General features: G+C 47.5%; 20 protein-coding genes. 10 read left to right on the top strand and 10 right to left on the bottom strand.

Annotation, left to right across the window (positions count from 1 at the left end):
* Positions 1-41 precede the first annotated feature (41 nt).
* Positions 42-1,463, top strand: coding sequence for a radical SAM protein (locus ACBZ72_04190; GenBank protein XES78078.1), 1,422 nt, complete (start codon positions 42-44; stop codon positions 1,461-1,463).
* Positions 1,464-1,506: 43 nt separating this feature from the next.
* Positions 1,507-2,862, top strand: a complete 1,356-nt coding sequence (locus tag ACBZ72_04185) for a radical SAM protein (protein ID XES78077.1) — start codon at positions 1,507-1,509, stop codon at positions 2,860-2,862.
* Positions 2,863-2,905: 43 nt separating this feature from the next.
* Here ACBZ72_04185 and ACBZ72_04180 read toward each other — a convergent pair whose 3' ends face one another.
* The 4 genes from ACBZ72_04180 to ACBZ72_04165 form a co-directional block, all read right to left on the bottom strand.
* Complete coding sequence (locus ACBZ72_04180) at positions 2,906-3,601, bottom strand: acetate--CoA ligase family protein (GenBank protein ID XES78076.1); 696 nt, start codon at positions 3,599-3,601, stop codon at positions 2,906-2,908.
* 103 nt (positions 3,602-3,704) lie between these two features.
* Positions 3,705-4,928, bottom strand: coding sequence for a M20 family metallo-hydrolase (locus tag ACBZ72_04175; protein XES78075.1), 1,224 nt, complete (start codon positions 4,926-4,928; stop codon positions 3,705-3,707).
* A gap of 307 nt (positions 4,929-5,235) precedes the next feature.
* Complete coding sequence (locus tag ACBZ72_04170) at positions 5,236-6,216, bottom strand: M48 family metalloprotease (GenBank protein XES78074.1); 981 nt, start codon at positions 6,214-6,216, stop codon at positions 5,236-5,238.
* 136 nt (positions 6,217-6,352) lie between these two features.
* Positions 6,353-6,874: a nitroreductase family protein gene (locus ACBZ72_04165; GenBank protein XES78650.1), complete on the bottom strand. Its 522-nt coding sequence runs from the start codon at positions 6,872-6,874 to the stop codon at positions 6,353-6,355.
* A gap of 174 nt (positions 6,875-7,048) precedes the next feature.
* On the opposite strand from ACBZ72_04165, the gene ACBZ72_04160 reads away from it, so the two are divergent.
* Complete coding sequence (locus ACBZ72_04160; GenBank protein XES78073.1) at positions 7,049-7,195, top strand: ribbon-helix-helix domain-containing protein; 147 nt, start codon at positions 7,049-7,051, stop codon at positions 7,193-7,195.
* Between the two features lie 115 nt (positions 7,196-7,310).
* Here ACBZ72_04160 and ACBZ72_04155 read toward each other — a convergent pair whose 3' ends face one another.
* Positions 7,311-7,574, bottom strand: coding sequence for a hypothetical protein (locus ACBZ72_04155; protein ID XES78072.1), 264 nt, complete (start codon positions 7,572-7,574; stop codon positions 7,311-7,313).
* Positions 7,575-7,700: 126 nt separating this feature from the next.
* Here ACBZ72_04155 and budA point away from each other — a divergent pair, with 126 nt between their 5' ends.
* Positions 7,701-8,447 carry an acetolactate decarboxylase gene (budA, locus tag ACBZ72_04150; GenBank protein XES78071.1) on the top strand — a complete coding sequence of 249 codons (747 nt, stop codon included), beginning with the start codon at positions 7,701-7,703 and terminating at the stop codon, positions 8,445-8,447.
* A 7-nt stretch (positions 8,448-8,454) separates the two neighbouring features.
* Here the strand turns inward: budA and ACBZ72_04145 are convergent, their stop codons facing one another.
* The gene (locus ACBZ72_04145) at positions 8,455-8,988 is read right to left on the bottom strand and encodes a hypothetical protein (protein XES78070.1); all 534 of its coding nucleotides are present in this window, start codon (positions 8,986-8,988) and stop codon (positions 8,455-8,457) included.
* Positions 8,989-9,254: 266 nt separating this feature from the next.
* Here ACBZ72_04145 and ACBZ72_04140 point away from each other — a divergent pair, with 266 nt between their 5' ends.
* Positions 9,255-10,631, top strand: coding sequence for a hypothetical protein (locus ACBZ72_04140; protein XES78069.1), 1,377 nt, complete (start codon positions 9,255-9,257; stop codon positions 10,629-10,631).
* Between the two features lie 379 nt (positions 10,632-11,010).
* Here ACBZ72_04140 and ACBZ72_04135 read toward each other — a convergent pair whose 3' ends face one another.
* The 4 genes from ACBZ72_04135 to ACBZ72_04120 form a co-directional block, all read right to left on the bottom strand.
* The gene (locus tag ACBZ72_04135; GenBank protein ID XES78068.1) at positions 11,011-11,847 is read right to left on the bottom strand and encodes a hypothetical protein; all 837 of its coding nucleotides are present in this window, start codon (positions 11,845-11,847) and stop codon (positions 11,011-11,013) included.
* Positions 11,844-12,104 (bottom strand): hypothetical protein, encoded by a 261-nt coding sequence (locus tag ACBZ72_04130; protein ID XES78067.1) that lies wholly within the window; start codon positions 12,102-12,104, stop codon positions 11,844-11,846. Before ACBZ72_04130 ends, ACBZ72_04135 begins: the two co-directional genes overlap by 4 nt.
* 112 nt (positions 12,105-12,216) lie before the next feature.
* Complete coding sequence (locus tag ACBZ72_04125) at positions 12,217-12,513, bottom strand: DUF424 domain-containing protein (protein XES78066.1); 297 nt, start codon at positions 12,511-12,513, stop codon at positions 12,217-12,219.
* An 11-nt stretch (positions 12,514-12,524) separates the two neighbouring features.
* Complete coding sequence (locus ACBZ72_04120) at positions 12,525-12,935, bottom strand: translation initiation factor IF-2 subunit beta (protein ID XES78065.1); 411 nt, start codon at positions 12,933-12,935, stop codon at positions 12,525-12,527.
* A gap of 163 nt (positions 12,936-13,098) precedes the next feature.
* Here ACBZ72_04120 and ACBZ72_04115 point away from each other — a divergent pair, with 163 nt between their 5' ends.
* The 5 genes from ACBZ72_04115 (at position 13,099) to ACBZ72_04095 (ending at position 17,176) form a co-directional block, all read left to right on the top strand.
* A complete protein-coding gene (locus ACBZ72_04115; protein XES78064.1) occupies positions 13,099-14,034 on the top strand; it encodes a coiled-coil protein in 936 nt (311 codons plus the stop codon).
* A 37-nt stretch (positions 14,035-14,071) separates the two neighbouring features.
* Positions 14,072-15,301, top strand: coding sequence for a DUF373 family protein (locus tag ACBZ72_04110; protein XES78063.1), 1,230 nt, complete (start codon positions 14,072-14,074; stop codon positions 15,299-15,301).
* Positions 15,302-15,428: 127 nt separating this feature from the next.
* Entirely contained in the window at positions 15,429-16,238 is an 810-nt protein-coding gene (gene uppS / locus ACBZ72_04105; GenBank protein ID XES78062.1) for a polyprenyl diphosphate synthase, read from the top strand.
* 447 nt (positions 16,239-16,685) lie between these two features.
* A complete protein-coding gene (locus ACBZ72_04100; GenBank protein XES78061.1) occupies positions 16,686-16,958 on the top strand; it encodes a DUF4258 domain-containing protein in 273 nt (90 codons plus the stop codon).
* Positions 16,955-17,176, top strand: a complete 222-nt coding sequence (locus tag ACBZ72_04095; protein ID XES78060.1) for a DUF2283 domain-containing protein — start codon at positions 16,955-16,957, stop codon at positions 17,174-17,176. Before ACBZ72_04100 ends, ACBZ72_04095 begins: the two co-directional genes overlap by 4 nt.
* Positions 17,177-17,284: the final 108 nt, after the last annotated feature.

Below are 17,284 nucleotides of genomic sequence, written 5' to 3'. Positions count from 1 at the left end.
ATGGGAAGTGCAAAGGACCAATATAGATTCAGGGACTAAGAATGAGGACAAACATAACTCTTATCAATCCGCCATACCCCGTTGGTTCCCATCAGCACCCTGCTTTTATTCCGTTAGGTTTGGGGTATTTAGCGGCGGTTTTAGAACGCGACCAATATCACGTTAACGTAATTGACTGCCAAGCCCAAAAACTTACGCTGGAACAGATGAAGGCGGAGCTTGGCAAAAACAAACCTGACATCGTGGGGATGACCTCCACCACCCTCACCTACAAGTCAGCGCTTAGAGTGGCAAAAATCGCCAAGGAAGTCTGGCCCAACTGCATAACCGCCATCGGAGGCAGCCACGTCACCTTCTGGGATGACAAAGCTCTGCAGGAAGCGCCATACTTGGATGTGGTTGTCCGCCGCGAAGGCGAAGCTACCATGCTGGAACTCGCTGAATGCGTGGAAAAAGGTAAACCATACACTGACTTGGTGGGCACGACCTGCCGAAAAGGTGACGGCATAGTCAAAAACCCTGACAGACCGTTCCTGCAAGACCTTGACAGCCTTCCGTTTCCTGCGCACCACCTGTGGCACACACAAGAAAATGCAGGCGACCTAAACAAGTACGGCACCATCCCTTACCCAATTATGACCAGCCGCGGATGCGTTTTCTGGTGTAACTTCTGCACGGCAGTACGCATGTTTGGTCGAGGATACCGTATGCGCAGCCCCAAAAACGTGGTTGACGAAATGGAGTATCTGCACAAAAAATTTAACGCCAACCAATTCACCTTCTACGACGACGCATTCACAGTGGACCAAGCGCGAACAGCCGAAATGTGCGACGAAATGGAGCGCAGGGGCTTGAAGTTCAAGTGGGACTGCGAAACCCGCGTAGACATGGTAACCAAAGAGCTCCTCGTTAAGATGCGCAAGGCAGGCTGCATCGGCGTCTGGTTCGGTGTGGAGTCTGGCAGCCAGCAAGTTGTAGACGCCATGGCGAAGGGCTTTTCGCTTAATCAAATTCGACGCGCCTTCCAATGGGCAAAAGACGCTGGCCTCATGGTTGTTGCAGGCGTAATTTTGGGCTTCCCAGGCGAAACTAAAGAAACGGCGTGGGAAACCATCCGCTTCGTTAAAGAACTCAACCCCAACGATGTGGGCTTCTACATTGCTACGCCCTACCCGGGTACACCCATGTATGACGAAGTTTTAGCAAAAGGCTGGCTTCGTATAACTGACTTTGACCGATACGACACCGCAACTCCCGTCTTCGAAATCCCCACTTTAAGCATGCAGGAGCTGGTGCAGATTCGGGAGCAGGCGTTCCAGCAGTTCTACCTTAGCCCAGCATACTTTGTCAGCGCTCTTAAAATGTTCAAGAAAGGCAAAATGTGGGGGCTAGGCGCAACACGCCTGATTTTGGCGCACGCCCGCAGAGCTGCCAGAGCTAAATTCAACCGCATAATGGGCTAACAAAGTGGATCCAGTTGACCAGAAGGCAGGTTACGATTGATTCATGCAAATCCTACTGATGACCACCGCTCCGCCTGAAAAATCGCCGTGGGGCATGGCAGGCAAACTTCCCCCATTGGGGCTGGCTTACGTTGCTGCCGCGCTCCAAAAAGCGGGGTTTGAAGTAGAAATCTATGACAATTACCTGCTTGAAAAATCCGCTGAAGAACTCAAAGGGGAAATCCGAAAACGCGCACCCGAAATTGTGGGCATAACCTGCAGTTCCCTAACTTTTGAGCGATGCATTGAAACCGCCAAAGCCGCCAAAGAAGCCGCGCCCGCCTGCAAAGTGGTTGTCGGTGGACCGCATCCATCATACATGCCCAAAACCATGCTGCAGCACCCGCAGGTTGACTATGTGGTCATTGGAGAGGGGGAACAAGCAATGACCCAACTCGCCGCAGCCATAATTAAAAACGCCAACGAAGCCGAAATCGCCAAAATCCCCGGCGTCGCCTACGGAAAAATCAAAAACCCGCCCCAGTTCATCAGTGATTTAGACCAGCTTCCTTTTGCTGCAAGGCATCTGTTGCCTATGAAGATGTATGACCGCCGCTTGCCCTACTTGAACGTGGAACCCGTGGACACGGTGAGCATAATTCGCGGTTGCCCTTACAGCTGCGCCTACTGCGAAACCCGTGAGCTCTGGGGAAATACCTGCCGCATCTTTACCCCCCAACGAACCATCGACGAAATCAACCACATTATGGCAACGTACGGCACTAAAGGCATCTATTTTGTAGGCGACAACTTCACGATAAACAAAAAACGCATCACCGAATTGTGCCACCTCATCAAAAAGAACCGCCTCGACATAAAATGGGTCTGTGAGACCCGCGCCAACTTGGTGTCTCAAGAGCTTCTGCGTGAGATGAAGGCGGCTGGCTGCCAGACCATCTTTTTTGGGGTTGAATCAGGTTCGCCGCCTATTCTGGAAAAACTCAACAAAGGCGTCACCCTTCAAGAAGTCAAAGCTGCCTTTGAGCTCTGCCGCAAAGAGGGCATACACACCGTGGCTTCATTTATGTTGGGTATCCCAGGCGAGACCTTCAGCGACATGGATGCCACCTTCAGGTTTGCCAAGCAGCTGAACCCTGACTGGTGCCAATTCAACATTTACGTTGCCTGCCCGGGAAGCCGACTTTACGACGAAGTCATGGAGAAGGGGTGGTATGACCAGATGGATAACTATTTGGCGCGCGTCAAAACCCCTGAATTTGACTACGAGATGTTGTTGAAGGTGCAGCGGGAATTTCAGGGCAGCTTCAACAAGTCGGCTGCGCGGTTGATGCGGGTCGTTAAACGAGAAGGCTTGATAAGCACATTAAAGAAAGGCGCCGCGATGATGCGGCACAAATAAAAACAAAAAATAAAACGAAAGCTGAGGGTAAGGCGTCCCGCGTTTATTCTAGGATTATGCGGGCGTCAACCGTTTTTGCGCCTTTCTCGTATGTCATGATGGGGTTGAGGTCCAGTTCTTTGATTTCAGGATGTTCTGTAATCAGTTCCGACACGGCAAGCAGCAACTGCACTATGGCTTCAATGTCTGCGCGGGGAGTATTTCGGTAGCCGTTTAGCAGGGGGTAGGCTTTTACGCCAGAAATCATTTCTCGGGCATCCCGCTCAGTGATGGGCGCAATCCTGAAGGTGACGTCTTTGAGGAGTTCCACAAAGATTCCTCCCAGCCCAAACATGATTGTTGGACCAAACTGTGGGTCTTTAATGGAGCCTATGATAACTTCGGTTGATTGAGGCGCCATCTCCTGCACTAAAACGCCAGTGATTTTGGCGTCAGGTTTGTATTGTTTAGCGTTTTCCAAAATCTGGTTGTAAGCTTCTTTGACTTCTTCTTTGGTTTTCAGGTTAACTTTGACGCCGCCCGCATCAGACTTGTGGATGATATCCTCGGAGACAATCTTCAAAACAACGGGGAACCCAATTGTTTCAGCTGCGGTGACGGCTTCGTCTTCATTTTTTGCCAAATCAAACTCGGTTACTGAAATGTCATATTCGGTGCAGATGGTTTTTGCTTCAGGCTCAAGTAGGGCATTGCGTCCCTCTCGGCGTGCTTGACTGATTATCTTATCGGTCTTATTCAAACCCAGTACACTCCGCTAACAGGATGCGTGAAGAAACATCAGTCAACTTTAAAACGCTTATGCCCCACATCATGCGAAACTTGATTACAACTGCCGCGTATGCCTAAATCACTGCCAAAAGAGCAAACACTTTTGCGTCCTCAACTATATTCTGCACTTTCGCGTATTCATCGGGCTGATGCGCCACTTCGTCGATGGTGCTCCAAACCGCCGCTGGAATGCCCTGTTTACGGAAATAAGCCGCACATGTGCCGCCTCCGACTCCGCCAACAACAGCTTCCAAACCTCGTGCCTGCTTGAGAGCTGCCTTGAGCAACAAAACAATCTCAGCGTTGTCTATGATTTCTTTGGGGGCAACTTGTTTCTGCAACACTTCTACGCGCAGGGTTGCGCCTGTTGCCTCAAACTCAGCCGCCACACGCTCAACATCATCCAATACCGCGTCAACGTTGTATTGGGGCAGGATACGGCAGTCAAAATACAAGACGTCTTCCCCGGGGACGATGTTGACGGCGTCCACGTTTTTGTCTTTTCTTGTTGGCTCAAACGTGCTGCACGCAGGCGAGAAGTACGCGTTTATGGCGTCGTACTTGCGGTGCAGTTGAGTGTCGAGGGCTAACGCGAACTGCATGCCTACGCGGTGGGCGTTTAATCCCTTGTCGGGTGTGCTTCCATGTGTTTGTCTGCCCGAGGTGGCGACTTTGAGCCAGAGGATGCTTTTTTCAGCGATTTCGATGAAGCTACCGTCGGGGCTACCGCTGTCGGGAACCACCACTAAGTCGTCTTTGCCAAAAACGCCTTCTTTAAGCAAGTGCTGAATGCCCATGGTGCTGCCCTGCTCTTCATCAGCGACAAACGCCAACGCCACTGAGCGCTTGGGTTTTATGCCCAGCTGCTTGAGGGCTTTTACGGCAAAAACGGAGGCCACTAAAGATTGCCCGTTGTCTTCGCTGCCGCGCCCAAATATGCATCCGTCTTTGTGGGTTGGCTCAAAAGGCTGGGTGGTTTTCCAGCCGGACAAATCGCCTGAGGGAACCACATCCAAGTGGGTTACAATCCAAAGCCGCTTGTCGGATGTTTCGCCGTTTAGGTAGGCAACGATGTTAGGGCGTTTTCCCGTGGAAACGCGGATGTCATCGGCGTTGTGGAGTTCAATTCGGTCAAAGCCAACCTCAGAGAGCACCTGCATGAGAGTTTGGGCTTTGGCGTTTTCGCCTTCGCCGCCGCATTCTGGACCCACAGCACAAACGCTGATGAGCCGCATCAGAGTATCAATCATTTCGGGTTTGAGTGCGTCAACTTGTCCAAAGAGCCCTTTCGTATCCAAGGTATCACCGCATAGCAAGAGAACTGGATGTTTTTAATGTTTACCAAACAAGCCATCATCAATTATTCAAGCATAGGCACACACTTTTTGCTTCAGGCACAGCAGAACCCTTTACTTGCGCGCCAACACAACAAAGGTGACGATTCCTGACGTTTTGTGACATTTCGCACTTTTTCCAGACGCAACCAAAACCCAAACTGAAAGCAGAATCAAAAAAGCAGCAAGCAGGAAACATTTTGCAAAGATAGAGGGAGGGAGAAGGATAGAAAAAGAGAGGTTACTAACGAAGCAAAAAAGACCTTGTTGGTTACGCGTTGGGGTTCTTGCTCAGTTCCTGCAAGGTACGTAAGCGTTTAACGATGTTGGGGTGTGTTGAGAGGGCTTCAATGAGTTTGTCGCCGAAGGTAAGTTTCTTAGCGAGAATGTCTTCGACGAGTTGCTGGTTGCTTTGGAAGGCATTTATTGATGCTGCGTCTTCTTTGGCGGTTTCGGGATTGGCGATAAAGAGGGATTTGAAGCTGCTAAAGTTTTTCATCTGCTCCTGCTGCTGCCTTGTCAGAACAGTGCGTGAGCTGGCGTTAACTATCTTGGCTAAACCAGTGCTGAGTTTGGTTGCGCCGTCGTCGACAATGGAGACGCTATGTCTGTCCGCGTAGTATTCACGTAGTCGGCTAATGTAGAGCGTGAACAGGTTAAGCACCCAGCTAAAACCCATAAAGCCGATGCCGATTAACGCACCGTACCCATTGTTGTTTCGTTGGTTGCCGCCAAACATGCCCGAAAGCATCAGCGTATATCCGATGTAGTAGCAAAGGGCGGGCAGGAAGCTGACCACCATCATGATTTGCACATCCCGATGCTTTAGATGCCCCAGTTCATGACCTAAAACAGCCTCCACTTCACCTTCATTGAGGTTGTTAAGCAAACCCTGCGTGACGGCAACGCGGCTGCCGGAAATGGGGGAGCCATAAGCAAAGGCGTTAGGCAAAGGAATTTGGGCGAGCATGAGTTTGGGGGTGTTGATTTTGCTTTTGTGGCTTAATTCGGAAACAATTTGGTGAAGTTTGGGGTTTTCGTCGGGCTTCATTTCGCGAACGCGGTAGAGCGAGCCCACGAGGTAGGGGGCAAAGAGCCATTGGGCGATGTTTAAGGTTACCACAAGAATGGCTATTGTTGTGAGGCTGAAGTAGCCGACCCAGGTTAGGACTACAGCAAAGACTAGCGTGGTTAAGCCGAAAATGGCGGCTAAAGTTGCAAGCATAGAAAGACGAAGTTTCCATAGCCCCATGTGAACCACTTATAGTTTGACTGCAAACACGCGCTTATAACATTTATCCCACATTTCAGTCAAAAACGCTGAATAGAAGACTCAAATGAACCAAACAAAAACATAAAAAAACGAAAAAACCGCCTGCTGGTTACGGCTACCACTTGTCGTAGTGGACAATTTCCGCTAAAGGCTTCCGCTCAACCACAGGACCCTTCTGCTCATCAGCATACCCCAAAGGCGTCATCGCCACTACCCGCACGTCCGCAGGTATTCCAAGAGCTTGTTTGGCTTTTTCTTCATCAAAAGCGCCAATCCAGCAGGTACCCAAACCTTCCGCGGCAGCCGCAAGAATCAGGGTTTGAGTAGCAATTGCAGCGTCGATTTTCCAAAATTCCTCCCCGTCACGTCGCTTCCAAGCTTTCTGGGGAGTTGCACAGACAACAATTATGATGGGTGCTTTTTGAATCCATGGGCGGTCATATGCCGTGTACAGGCGGGTTTTTGCGGCTTCATCTTTGACGACGATGAAGTCCCACGGTTGAAAGTTGACTGCACTGGGGGAAAGCCTGCCTGCTTCCAGAATTTTTTCAAGTTTCTGCGCTTCAACAGGTTTATCTTGGTATACGCGTATGCTGCGTCGGGTTTTTATGGCTTCAAACGTGTCCAAATGCGACACCATACTATGATTAAATGGGGAAGCTGATATTCTTTTTCTGCGTTTTCTTTTTATGTGTATATCTGTGTACCAGTGGACACAAACAGAAATAAGAGTCATAAATAGTAAAATAAAGTCAGAATTCATAAAACCAATAAGATTAACACACAATAAAGTAAACAAACGGTCAACGCAATGTCCAAAATCAGAATCCAAGTCACTATTCGAGATGACATAGTCAAATGGATGGATAAACAAATCGATACCCGCAAGTATGCTTCACGCAGCCATGCCATCGAATACGCTGTCCTACAACTCATCCAGGACGACAAAACAAGCTGATGAAAAACGTCATGTGCTCTGCTGGGCTGTGTATAAGTCCTCAAAATCTAAACCTAAATTTTAAGAACAAAAGTTCTGGACACGCAGAAGCGACAAACAAACTTGTGCATTCAGGTTAGGGTTTTGTTGTCTCCTCTTCAGATGGCGTCAAGTCCCATGCTTTTTCAAACTCTTCAGGAGACATTATGTTGGAGGTCGCCATTTTTTGGCGAAACAGGTCACGCGCACAGGGGTCATGCATGTGAGCACGGTAAACTTCGGTTAAAAGATACACTGCCATGCCAAGAGAGACAGGCTTTCTTGCCATGTCAGCTAATTCTTCTGCGACGGAAGCTAAATCTTGATACACCGAGTCGGGTAAGCTAACCATTTTGGGCAAGCAATCACCGCCTCATACTGCCAAGTCTTAGCTTATACTGTTTTCCCCTTCAACTTTAGGTATTGGTGATACACAAAGAATTTAGCGAAAGGAAAGAAGGACATAGGAAAACGTTGAGGAGTCACGATGCAACAAAAGAACAAGGGGTTTCTGTTGATTATCATTGCATTAGTTGGGGCTGTTTCAGGAACTTTACTGTACAGCGCGTGGACCCACAATCTGGAAACGCCCACACCCACTCAAGAGGGGGGGCTTTTTCAGATTGCACCGTTTAATACCTTCGCAGAAGGAAACTACGAGGGCAACTTGACGTTCGCTGAACTATCAAAACAAGGCGACTTTGGGATAGGGACCCTAAACGGCTTAGACGGAGAAATGATTGCCTTAGATGGCGTGTTCTACCAGATTCCTGCCGACGGTACACCACGCCAAATAAGCCCAACAGAAAAAACGCCCTATGCTACCGTTACCTTCTTTCGCTCAGACCAAACCGCCCAAGTGACAGGCTTAAACTACTCTCAACTATCCACTTATCTTGATGGTTTACGTCCTTCAGAAGAGGCAATTTACGCCATAAAAGTGCAAGGCACCTTTGATTATGCACTCACCCGAAGCCCCCAAATACAAACGCAACCTTACCCGAACCTAACTGAGGCACTTAAAACGCAGTCCATCTTCACGTTAAATGAGGTTAATGCAACTGCGGCAGGTTTCTGGTTTCCATCAAGCATGAGTGGCCCTGACTACGCAGGGTATCATCTTCACCTAATCACCGACGACGCAACCGCAGGAGGACACTTGCTGGACTGCATCATAAAAGACGCAACCGTGGAAATAGACCAAATCAACACATACAAACTCGAAATCCCCTAAGCACCAGTTAAGATTTGTTGAGGCTTTTTGCCACAAGCGCTTTTTCAATTGTACGCGCATCCAAATTGTGTTTGCAGGCTAGTTTTCTTAACGCCGCAAGAAAACGAAGATAGTTTTGGGTGGTGAACAGGTTCGGTGGCTCATTTCCAAGAAGGGCACAATACGCATGTTTGTTAAAGACGCCGTAGCGTTTGGGGTCAAAAAACGCAAGGATGACGCTTGCTAAGACGGGACTGACGCCGTTGAGCATGGTTAAGCTTCGCATGCGGTACGCATCTTCCGCTACAGCAACGTTGAAAACTTGGCTGGAGATTCGCCCCAAATTTTCAGGGTCATTCTTAGAGACAGCTTCCAGAACCTTGCTTTTTTTGGCGTCGTGGTCTTTGAATTGCCACTCTACGATTTGGACGAGGTCATCTGGGGTTAGCATTTTGTTTTTTTGAAGTTTAGCAGATAATTCGGCTTCTTTTTGGCGCCATATACCGGTTTCCTTGTCGTATTTACGGCTCCACTTCAAAAAATCCGCCTTATCCAACGTCAATCAACTCGCAGTGAATTCGACTTAGAGGGCAAAGAACGACAAAAACCTTTGCGTTAAAGATGTGAAGGCACCCGCAGGACAGCTGAAAACGGACAAACAAGCAGCACTAAGCTACCAACACACGAGGCAAATGAATGTTTTCCCATCTTTTAACAGGAAAAAACGCAAAAACATTCCAATATTCGAAATATTTGGACACCCAGAATATCAGTTATAAAATCAACAGCATATGACGAGTTAATAAATACGAATCCAGAAGAGGTTGAATGATGCACAAAAAAGCAATATACTCAGTAATCGTGGCGGCGTTTTTGGCTGCTTTCGTCCTCGCGCCCAACGTTTTTCAGGCTCAAGGAATCCCGCCGACGACAACCGTCAATTTTGCAGTAAACGGAGTGAGTAACGTAAACTCTGATATTTTAATCATTGATGGAACAGGCTACAATTACTGGAATATGCCCACCTTCAATTGGGCAATAGGCTCACATCACACGGTTCAAGCAATCACTCCACTTGAAGCGTGGGACCATGCAACATACCAGTTTTCCAGCTGGACCAACGGCTACGGCTTAACTGGCGCCTCAGGAACATTTAAGACACCAAACACAGGCGAAGTAACAGTAACCGCCAACTATGCGTCAGCAAGCGTCCAAATAGAATTTACATCAACTGACGTAAGCACATACAGCGGAACCATCCTCACCATCGACGGAACAGGCTACAACTACTGGAACCTACCCACATTCATCTGGACCCCAGGGTCAACTCACACCGTTGCAGCCTCAACACCCATAACAGGCTGGGATGAAACCGAGTACCGATTCTCCAGTTGGACAAACGGAAACGGACTCGTAAGTGCATCAGGAACATTCACTGTGCCCAATGAGGACACCACAGTAACCGCAAACTATGCCTCAGCAACAGTTGAAATCACCTTCGCAGCAACCGATATGCAAACCTTCACGGGTGGAGTGGTCTTAACAATCGACGGCACAGGATACGACTACTACAATTTGCCTTCAACCCACTTCTTCTGGGAAACTGGCTCAACCCATACCGTTGAAGTTTCAACGCCCCTAACAGGCTGGGACGGCACGATTTACACATTCACTGGCTGGACCAATGGCAATGACCTTTCAGGCACATCTAGCACTTACACCACTGTCGCATCTGACGCAACCATCACCGCAAACTACGGCACATCGACAGCACAACCAGTAGCAACAGAAATCACCGTCACCTGCACCCCTTCAACCGTAGACAAAACAGGCACCGAAACCACCCTGATTTCAGGAGCACTAACCAGCGGAGACACAGGCATTGCAGCCGAAACGGTTATGCTAAGTTACTTTGATTGCTCAGGATGGGTTCCAATCACCTCCGTGTCAACGGCACCAGATGGTTCTTACAGCTACAACTGGGATGTCCCCGCAACGCTACCTAACGGCGTCTACGCAGTCAAAGCTGAATTCTCAGGCGACACCAATTACGCAGGCTGCGCAGCAACCACCGGAACATGCGGCAACGGACCCAGCCTGTTCGTGCTTCCCGAATACGTTTGGGGCAGCTTAGCAGCAGTGGTCACATGCTTTGCGGCACTGGCACTGTTCAAAAGCCGTCGGCAACGTTCTGTAGCTAAGTAAAAATTCCCAAGTAAAATTCGCCTTTCTTTTTCTTTTTCGTTTTGGACAAACCTGGTTTTAAAGCAAACAGAAAGAGGTTATGTAGTACATTTTGTTCAAAAATCCTAAAACAGCTTCTGGGCAATTGACGCCAACAAAGACTCCTACTAAGCTACCTGGAGTACTCCAACGGAAATTTGAAATACGCCATTTGGGATGACGCCAACTGAAACATCGAAAACCTAAACGTGACAACACCACAAACAGATTTTACCAGTGACGCCCCCTAAACGGGATTTAAAACCGCCAGTTTCCAATTTGACTGCCTAACTAAATAGGAGAAAGCAATTTTTCAGAAAAATGGTGGGCACTTTTGGTGCCGCTAATCTTGTGTTTTGTGTTATGCCTTCTTTTTTGAGGCTGCTTTAGGTTTTGGTGTTGGCGTGGGTACTGGAGTGCGTATCGGGGTTTTCAATTTCAACTTTGAAATTGGGGCGACGACTCGTATTGGGGATATGGTAACGCTGTAGGCTTTCGCGGAGGGGTTGCCGAGCAATCGCAGGTGGTCGCGGTCATGAAGCATCAACCCAGCAGCCGAAGTGTCGATGGTGACGAGTTCGTTGTATTTCTCGGTGTATTTCAGAAAGGCTATGTCGTAGGCTTGCTGGTAGGTTTTGCCTTCTAAAAGGGCGTAGTTTGCTGCGTTTGCCGCTTCCGTAAATTTGTCAAGGTACCATAAGTGGACCCAGTGCAGTTCATCGTAACCAAGGTACGCTTTTGTTTCAGCCGAACTTATGGCTAATGGACCCAATCCCAATGCGCTTTCGCATGAAACGGTGCTTACGGCTCTCTTGGACAGGAGGTCAACGTTTGAGGAGTTTATTGCTGCTGTGATGGTGTTGCTGCTTTGCCCATACAACGTGTAGGAGCTGCCGTGGTCATAGTGGATGATGAAGTCAGGCTTCACGTTGTTTATGGTTAATTCCACGTTGGCTTTGTTGGTGTCGTTGGCTTTCAGGTCGGTTACGGTCCAGCCCTCAGCAACCGCCTTGGTCTTCACTTGTTCAGCAGCATTGTAAGAGAAAAGGGCAGTGTAGTTATCTCCGGGCACATTTGGCCTTATGATTAAAAGCTTCTTTGACACCTTCAGCTTCCATCGTCTAAGGAGATAGTCGTAAGAAAGTTTATCAACAATCAGTTTTTCGTTAAGATCAATTGCTTTTTTCTCTACTTTCATTGCTGATCAGCCCTCTTTGCGAATTCCACTTTAGACCGCGCTAAAATTTTAGCGAATTCTTGACCATATTCGGTGTCGTTTTCTACTTCTTTCTCGATTTCTTGCGGAGTAAAAGTTTTTGTCCCGACAACAATGGCAGGTTTGTTCACTTTATCTTTAGGAATTTTACTCATCCAATCTTTGATGTCGGCTATGGCAAGTTGCTTTGTAATTTGCTTCTCGCTCTTTCTTTGTTCTTCGTATTCTTTTCCACTCAAATATAATCCCTGCCAAGCAGTATGTTAACACTCAACATATAATACTATCTAGACTATGCCCAATAATTAGGAGAAAACAAAAAAAGTATTACGGTTGCCTAAAAAATGGTCTTTAGAGCTTGACGATTTGGGCGTGAGGAATACCCTCAATTTTCAGCACTGCCCGTGGATGCACGTAGCCCCGGGCGATTGCTGTCTCGACACATTTCTTGCCCACCATATTCACAATGGTCGAGTTTTCAATCATGTCCACCGCTTCCTCAACCGTCACGCGTCCCCCATCGTAGAATTCTTCCTTCACATGGAAGACAAGTTTGCCTTCCCGTAGCGTTTTGCCTAAAACTTCGCAGTCACAGATGGCTAAGACTACATTTTTGCCCATTTTTTTGAGGTTAACGCATGCCTCCAACTCAAGCCCGCCTAGAGTTGTTTTATGGATGATTTGGCGCCACACGCGTTACAAACAATGAAGGCTAAGCGTTTTTCTTTGAGGATTTTTGTGTCGGGGCGTTTGCAGACGGGGCAGATGACAAAGCTTTCCATGTAGCGTCCGATTAGCCGCTCAAAGGTGTCGCGTGGGAATTTCCCCTGAAAGATTGCTCGACCGTCGTGGTAGGTGGCAGCGGTGGCCATCTCGCGAGTAAGGAATTTGAGTATATGTTGGGGGTCTCGGTCAAGTGTGTCGGAAATTTCTTTAAAGTTAGAGATGGTAGTTCGCATCCCAACAGTTGAAACAAAAAGCCGCGGCAACTCTAAACGTTCCTTCTTCATTGTTACCTCTGGAACACAAGAGCGCGCACGATTCAGTAAGTCACTGTAATTATAGTCCATGGGTTTCCCGAAATGACTGGGCGCATCAAAGTATTTAAAACTTCTAACCTGCAAACACAGAAAAAGGCTCTTCTATCCATTAAACATAATAGTATCCTCTGAAACCCATATTAGTTCGAAAGCTACAGTCATCAGGATAAAGTGGCGCGAAAGAGGAAACCGTTTGACTGAACAAAAAACAACCGAAATCGCAACAGTCAACCAGCAAATCGAGGCAATCCACAAACGGATTGGTTCTTTAAAGGATGACCTTAACAAGACCCACGAAGACATAAAAAAGCACATTGAACAAAGGGATCAGCTCAACGAAAAAGCCAAAACGCTGCGGCAGGAAATTGCTGACATCAAAAAAGAAAGAGACCAACTTAACGTTAGCGTCAAAGCCTTGAAGGCGCAACGTGATGAAGTTCGGACACAGATGGCTCCTTTTATTGAAACCATAAAAGAGCATACACAGAAAATCCGCGAGTTGCGAGAAAAACGCACTGGTCAAAATCGTCAGGCACTGCAAAAAGCCTTTGATGCTTTAGAGTTCAAAATTGCAACCACATCGATGGATTTGCATGAAGAAAGAAAACTCATTGACCAAGTGAAGGAAATCGAGATTCAACTAAGCGTCTACAAAAAGATTGACCAGCACAACAAGAAAATTAACGAATTAAAGAACCAGCTTAAGGTATACCAACAGAAAGCAGACGCCTTCCACAGTCAACTAACCGAAAACGCCAAGAAAAGCCAAGACCTTCATGCCAAAATGCTCGCCAAATTTGAAGAAATGAAGAAAATCAGGGAGGACGCAACCAACCTGCATTTGCAATTCCTTTTGGCTAAGGAAAGAATTAAACCGCTTCACGAAGAAATCGGCAAGTGCATAGAGCAGAGGCAGAAGCTGTTTGGAATCCGACAAGGTCAGTATGTCGAGCGGCAAAAACAGTTTGAAGCTGCAAAAGCTGAAACTGAACGGCAAAAGAAAGCCAAAGAGCAGGAAATTAAAGAAAAAATGGGTTCAGCTGTGCGCGAAAAACTGCAACGAGGCGAAAAGCTTGACTGGAGAGAATTCCAGCTTCTCGCAGGCGATGATACGGAAACGGAAGATTAAACTCTAACATCGCCTATAAGATTCGGTCAGAGACCTAATGTCGGAGAAAACTGGGGAACCAATACTCAAGAGAATCCTCATCCTATGCGTTGACAGAGATTGTGATCTCGGAACCAAGGCGAACATAAAAACGCCGCTTCTGGGGAGAAACGCCAATTTAGAAGCTGCAGTTTCTTTGGCGTTAAATGACCCCGAAGAAGCAGACGCAAACGCGATGTTTGAAGCTGTCAGCTTGCACGACCGACTTGCCAAAGAAAACAACTCAAACGAAATTTTTGAGGTTGCCACAATATGCGGCACCGAACTAGGCGGGGTGGGCGCAGACAGAAAACTAGTCGCCGAGTTGGGCACCCTGCTTGAAAAGTTCAACGCCGACGAGGTCATCTTAGTCACGGACGGCTACAGCGACGAAGCCATCATGCCGCTTATTGAGTCACGGGTTCCTGTTTCCTCAATTCGCCGCATAGTAGTCAAGCACAGCGAATCCATTGAAGAAACCGCCGCCCTCTTTTCACGATACATGAGGATGCTTGTTCAGGAACCCCGTTACAGCCGCATAGCATTGGGGCTTCCGGGACTGCTAATTTTGATTTGGAGCATTCTTGCCATTCTGAAAGTTGACGTTTACTATTACGCTGTGGCGATAATTCTGGTGGTTGGCAGTTTTATGTTAATCAAAGGTTTTGGGGTGGACCGGTCAGCCAAAAACGCGTACAAATGGTTTCGCGAATACTCGCCGCCGCCTCTGCCGGTGCAAATCAGTAACTATGCAACCATCGCTGGGTTGCTCTGCATTGGCATAAGCGTTTATTCGGGGTACATAGCTGCCATTGGGGGGGTGAATCCTTTGCCTGTGGGCACGGCGGACTGGTTGAGCAGTTTGCCCTCTTTTGCGGGTTACTTTCTTCGGGGTTCGTTAGACTTAATTATCGTTGGGTTATGCACCATTTTGGTGGGGCGTTCGGTGCCGCTATATTTTGATCACGACGCCAGGTTACTGCGCAATGCTGCTCTTATAGTGACGATGTTGTGGTCCCGCATGATTTTTGCGGGTGCCGCGGATGTGCTTATCAGTCCAGCGTTGGGTTACGCTAATTTGGTTTTCTACATTGTGGTGGGTATTCTGGTTGCCATTGCCTCGGTTTTGGTTATGTTAATTGTTCAGCGGTCTGCAAAAGACTTCTTTGGCAAACCCAAGGAAAAACTTGACGACCTTGAGGAAGAGAAAGAAGAGGAAAAACCACAAAACCCTCAAGAGCAGCATTAAAACTGCCTGCAGGCAGATATCTATGATGGGATTGTGAAGTCTTGCTCATTTAAACTAGAGTAAGATTTAATTGAACCGTTGGCGGGTTTTACTATAGTACGTAAAATTATTTCGGTTAAAAACTTAGATGCTTAATGATGTGAGGGTAACTGTGGGCTTACAAAGGTTTCTGAGGGCAATCGGAGCATACAAAGCTTATGAAAAGTGGCTTTGGCTTCAAATAAAAAACGGCAAAAAACCTGAACACATAGCTATCATATTGGATGGGAATCGGCGTTGGGCTAATGAGCAGGAGATTAATCCGTGGTTGGGGCATAAGCAAGGTGCCGAAACTGTGGAGCAGCTTTTGGATTGGCTTGAAATACTTGATGTAAAGTTTGTTACGTTGTATACGTTTTCCACGGAGAATTTTCGTCGTGCCTCCGGGGAAGTGGATCAGATCATGCAGATTGCTGAGGAAAAGTTTCGGAAGTTGCTAACCGATGAACGTATTCACCGTAACAAGGTGCATGTTAAAGTCATTGGGAGAGCTAATTTGTTGCCGGAAAACCTGCAGAAGTTGATAGCTGATGTGGAGCAGGCGACCGCGAATTATAGCAATCAGTTTTTGAATTTTGCCTTTGCCTATGGGGGCAGAGCGGAGATTGTGGATGCCGCGAAAACCATTGCCCAGAAAATTAAGGATAACGAGTTAGAAGTGGAGGATGTGGATGAGGAGCTGTTTGAAAAGTTTCTGTACACGTCGCATATGCCTAAACAGGACCCTGACATGATTATCCGCACCTCAGGCGAAGAGCGGCTGAGCGGGTTTCTTTTGTGGCAATCCGCCTACAGTGAATTGCTGTTTTTGGATGTTTACTGGCCGGACTTTCGCTTCATCGACTTGCTTCGAGCCATAAGGACATATCAGAACCGCAAACGCCGCTTCGGCTCCTAAGGCAAACATCGTCGAAGGCTCTCTGCGTGAAGCGCACGGTTATTCCGCCCGTCTCCTCCTCCCCTCTATAGGGTCTGCATACAATTGCTATTTGGATGCTAATAGGATGGCAAAAAACGCACCCAAAGTGCGCGCCCCGTGACAGCGGTTACGTTTTAAGCAAAGACTGCAGCAGAAAGCAGTGAGAGCAATGTCGGCACAATACAGTCGGGCACTGGCATGGCCCATTTACGGTTAAATCCGCCCACACACCAACAGCCCCAGCCAGTCTATAAGCAATTTTGCCAAATGAAAGGCAGAACAAAAAACGCCTTAAAAAACCACCAAACCCTATCGTTCATCACCACCACCTTCTCTCCTTCTTATAAAAAGGCGCAAAATCACGTTGTGTTAGAAAAGGGAAAATTAAATATCAAAATCAAGCGATAACAGTTAGTGGCTAACCCTATGAAGTTTACTGTACATGGCAAACACCGAGCAAAAGAAAGAGGCATAACCGAGAAGGCAATAATACAAGCCATCTTAGAGCCTACCACTGTCTTCTATGACCTATCATCAGCTGCCTATGTGGCTTTCAAAAAGCTCAACGGTCAACAGTTGCTCGTCGTCTATGCCTCGGAAGGCGACCAAGTGAGAGTCATAACAACTTTTATTACATCATCCGCCCAAGAAATAACCCACAGCAAACTAAACGCCAACGTATGGGTGAAAATCAAATGAAAGCTGAATACGACCGCAAAGCCGACATACTCTACATCAAACTCAAAGACGCCAAAATCACCGACACCCGCATGCTCGACGAAGACGTCTACGTCGACATGGATAAAGACCAAAACTTTGTCGGCATAGAAATCTGGAAAGCCTCCAAAAACGCCATACAACCCATCAGCAAAGACATCGCCCAAGAAATAAAAATCACCCTACAAAAAAGCGCATAAATCACCAAAACAACCAACAAACCCACTACACCTTCCAATACCAAAATTAAACCCCCAAAACAGCCCATAACAAAAAGTAAAAGCAAGCACAATTCAACTATCCAATCC

This window comes from Candidatus Bathyarchaeia archaeon (assembly GCA_041447175.1).
Lineage (GTDB): Archaea > Thermoproteota > Bathyarchaeia > Bathyarchaeales > Bathycorpusculaceae > JADGNF01.
The sequence above is the reverse complement of the archived record's forward strand: the minus strand, read 5'-3'. Positions and strand labels throughout refer to the sequence as shown.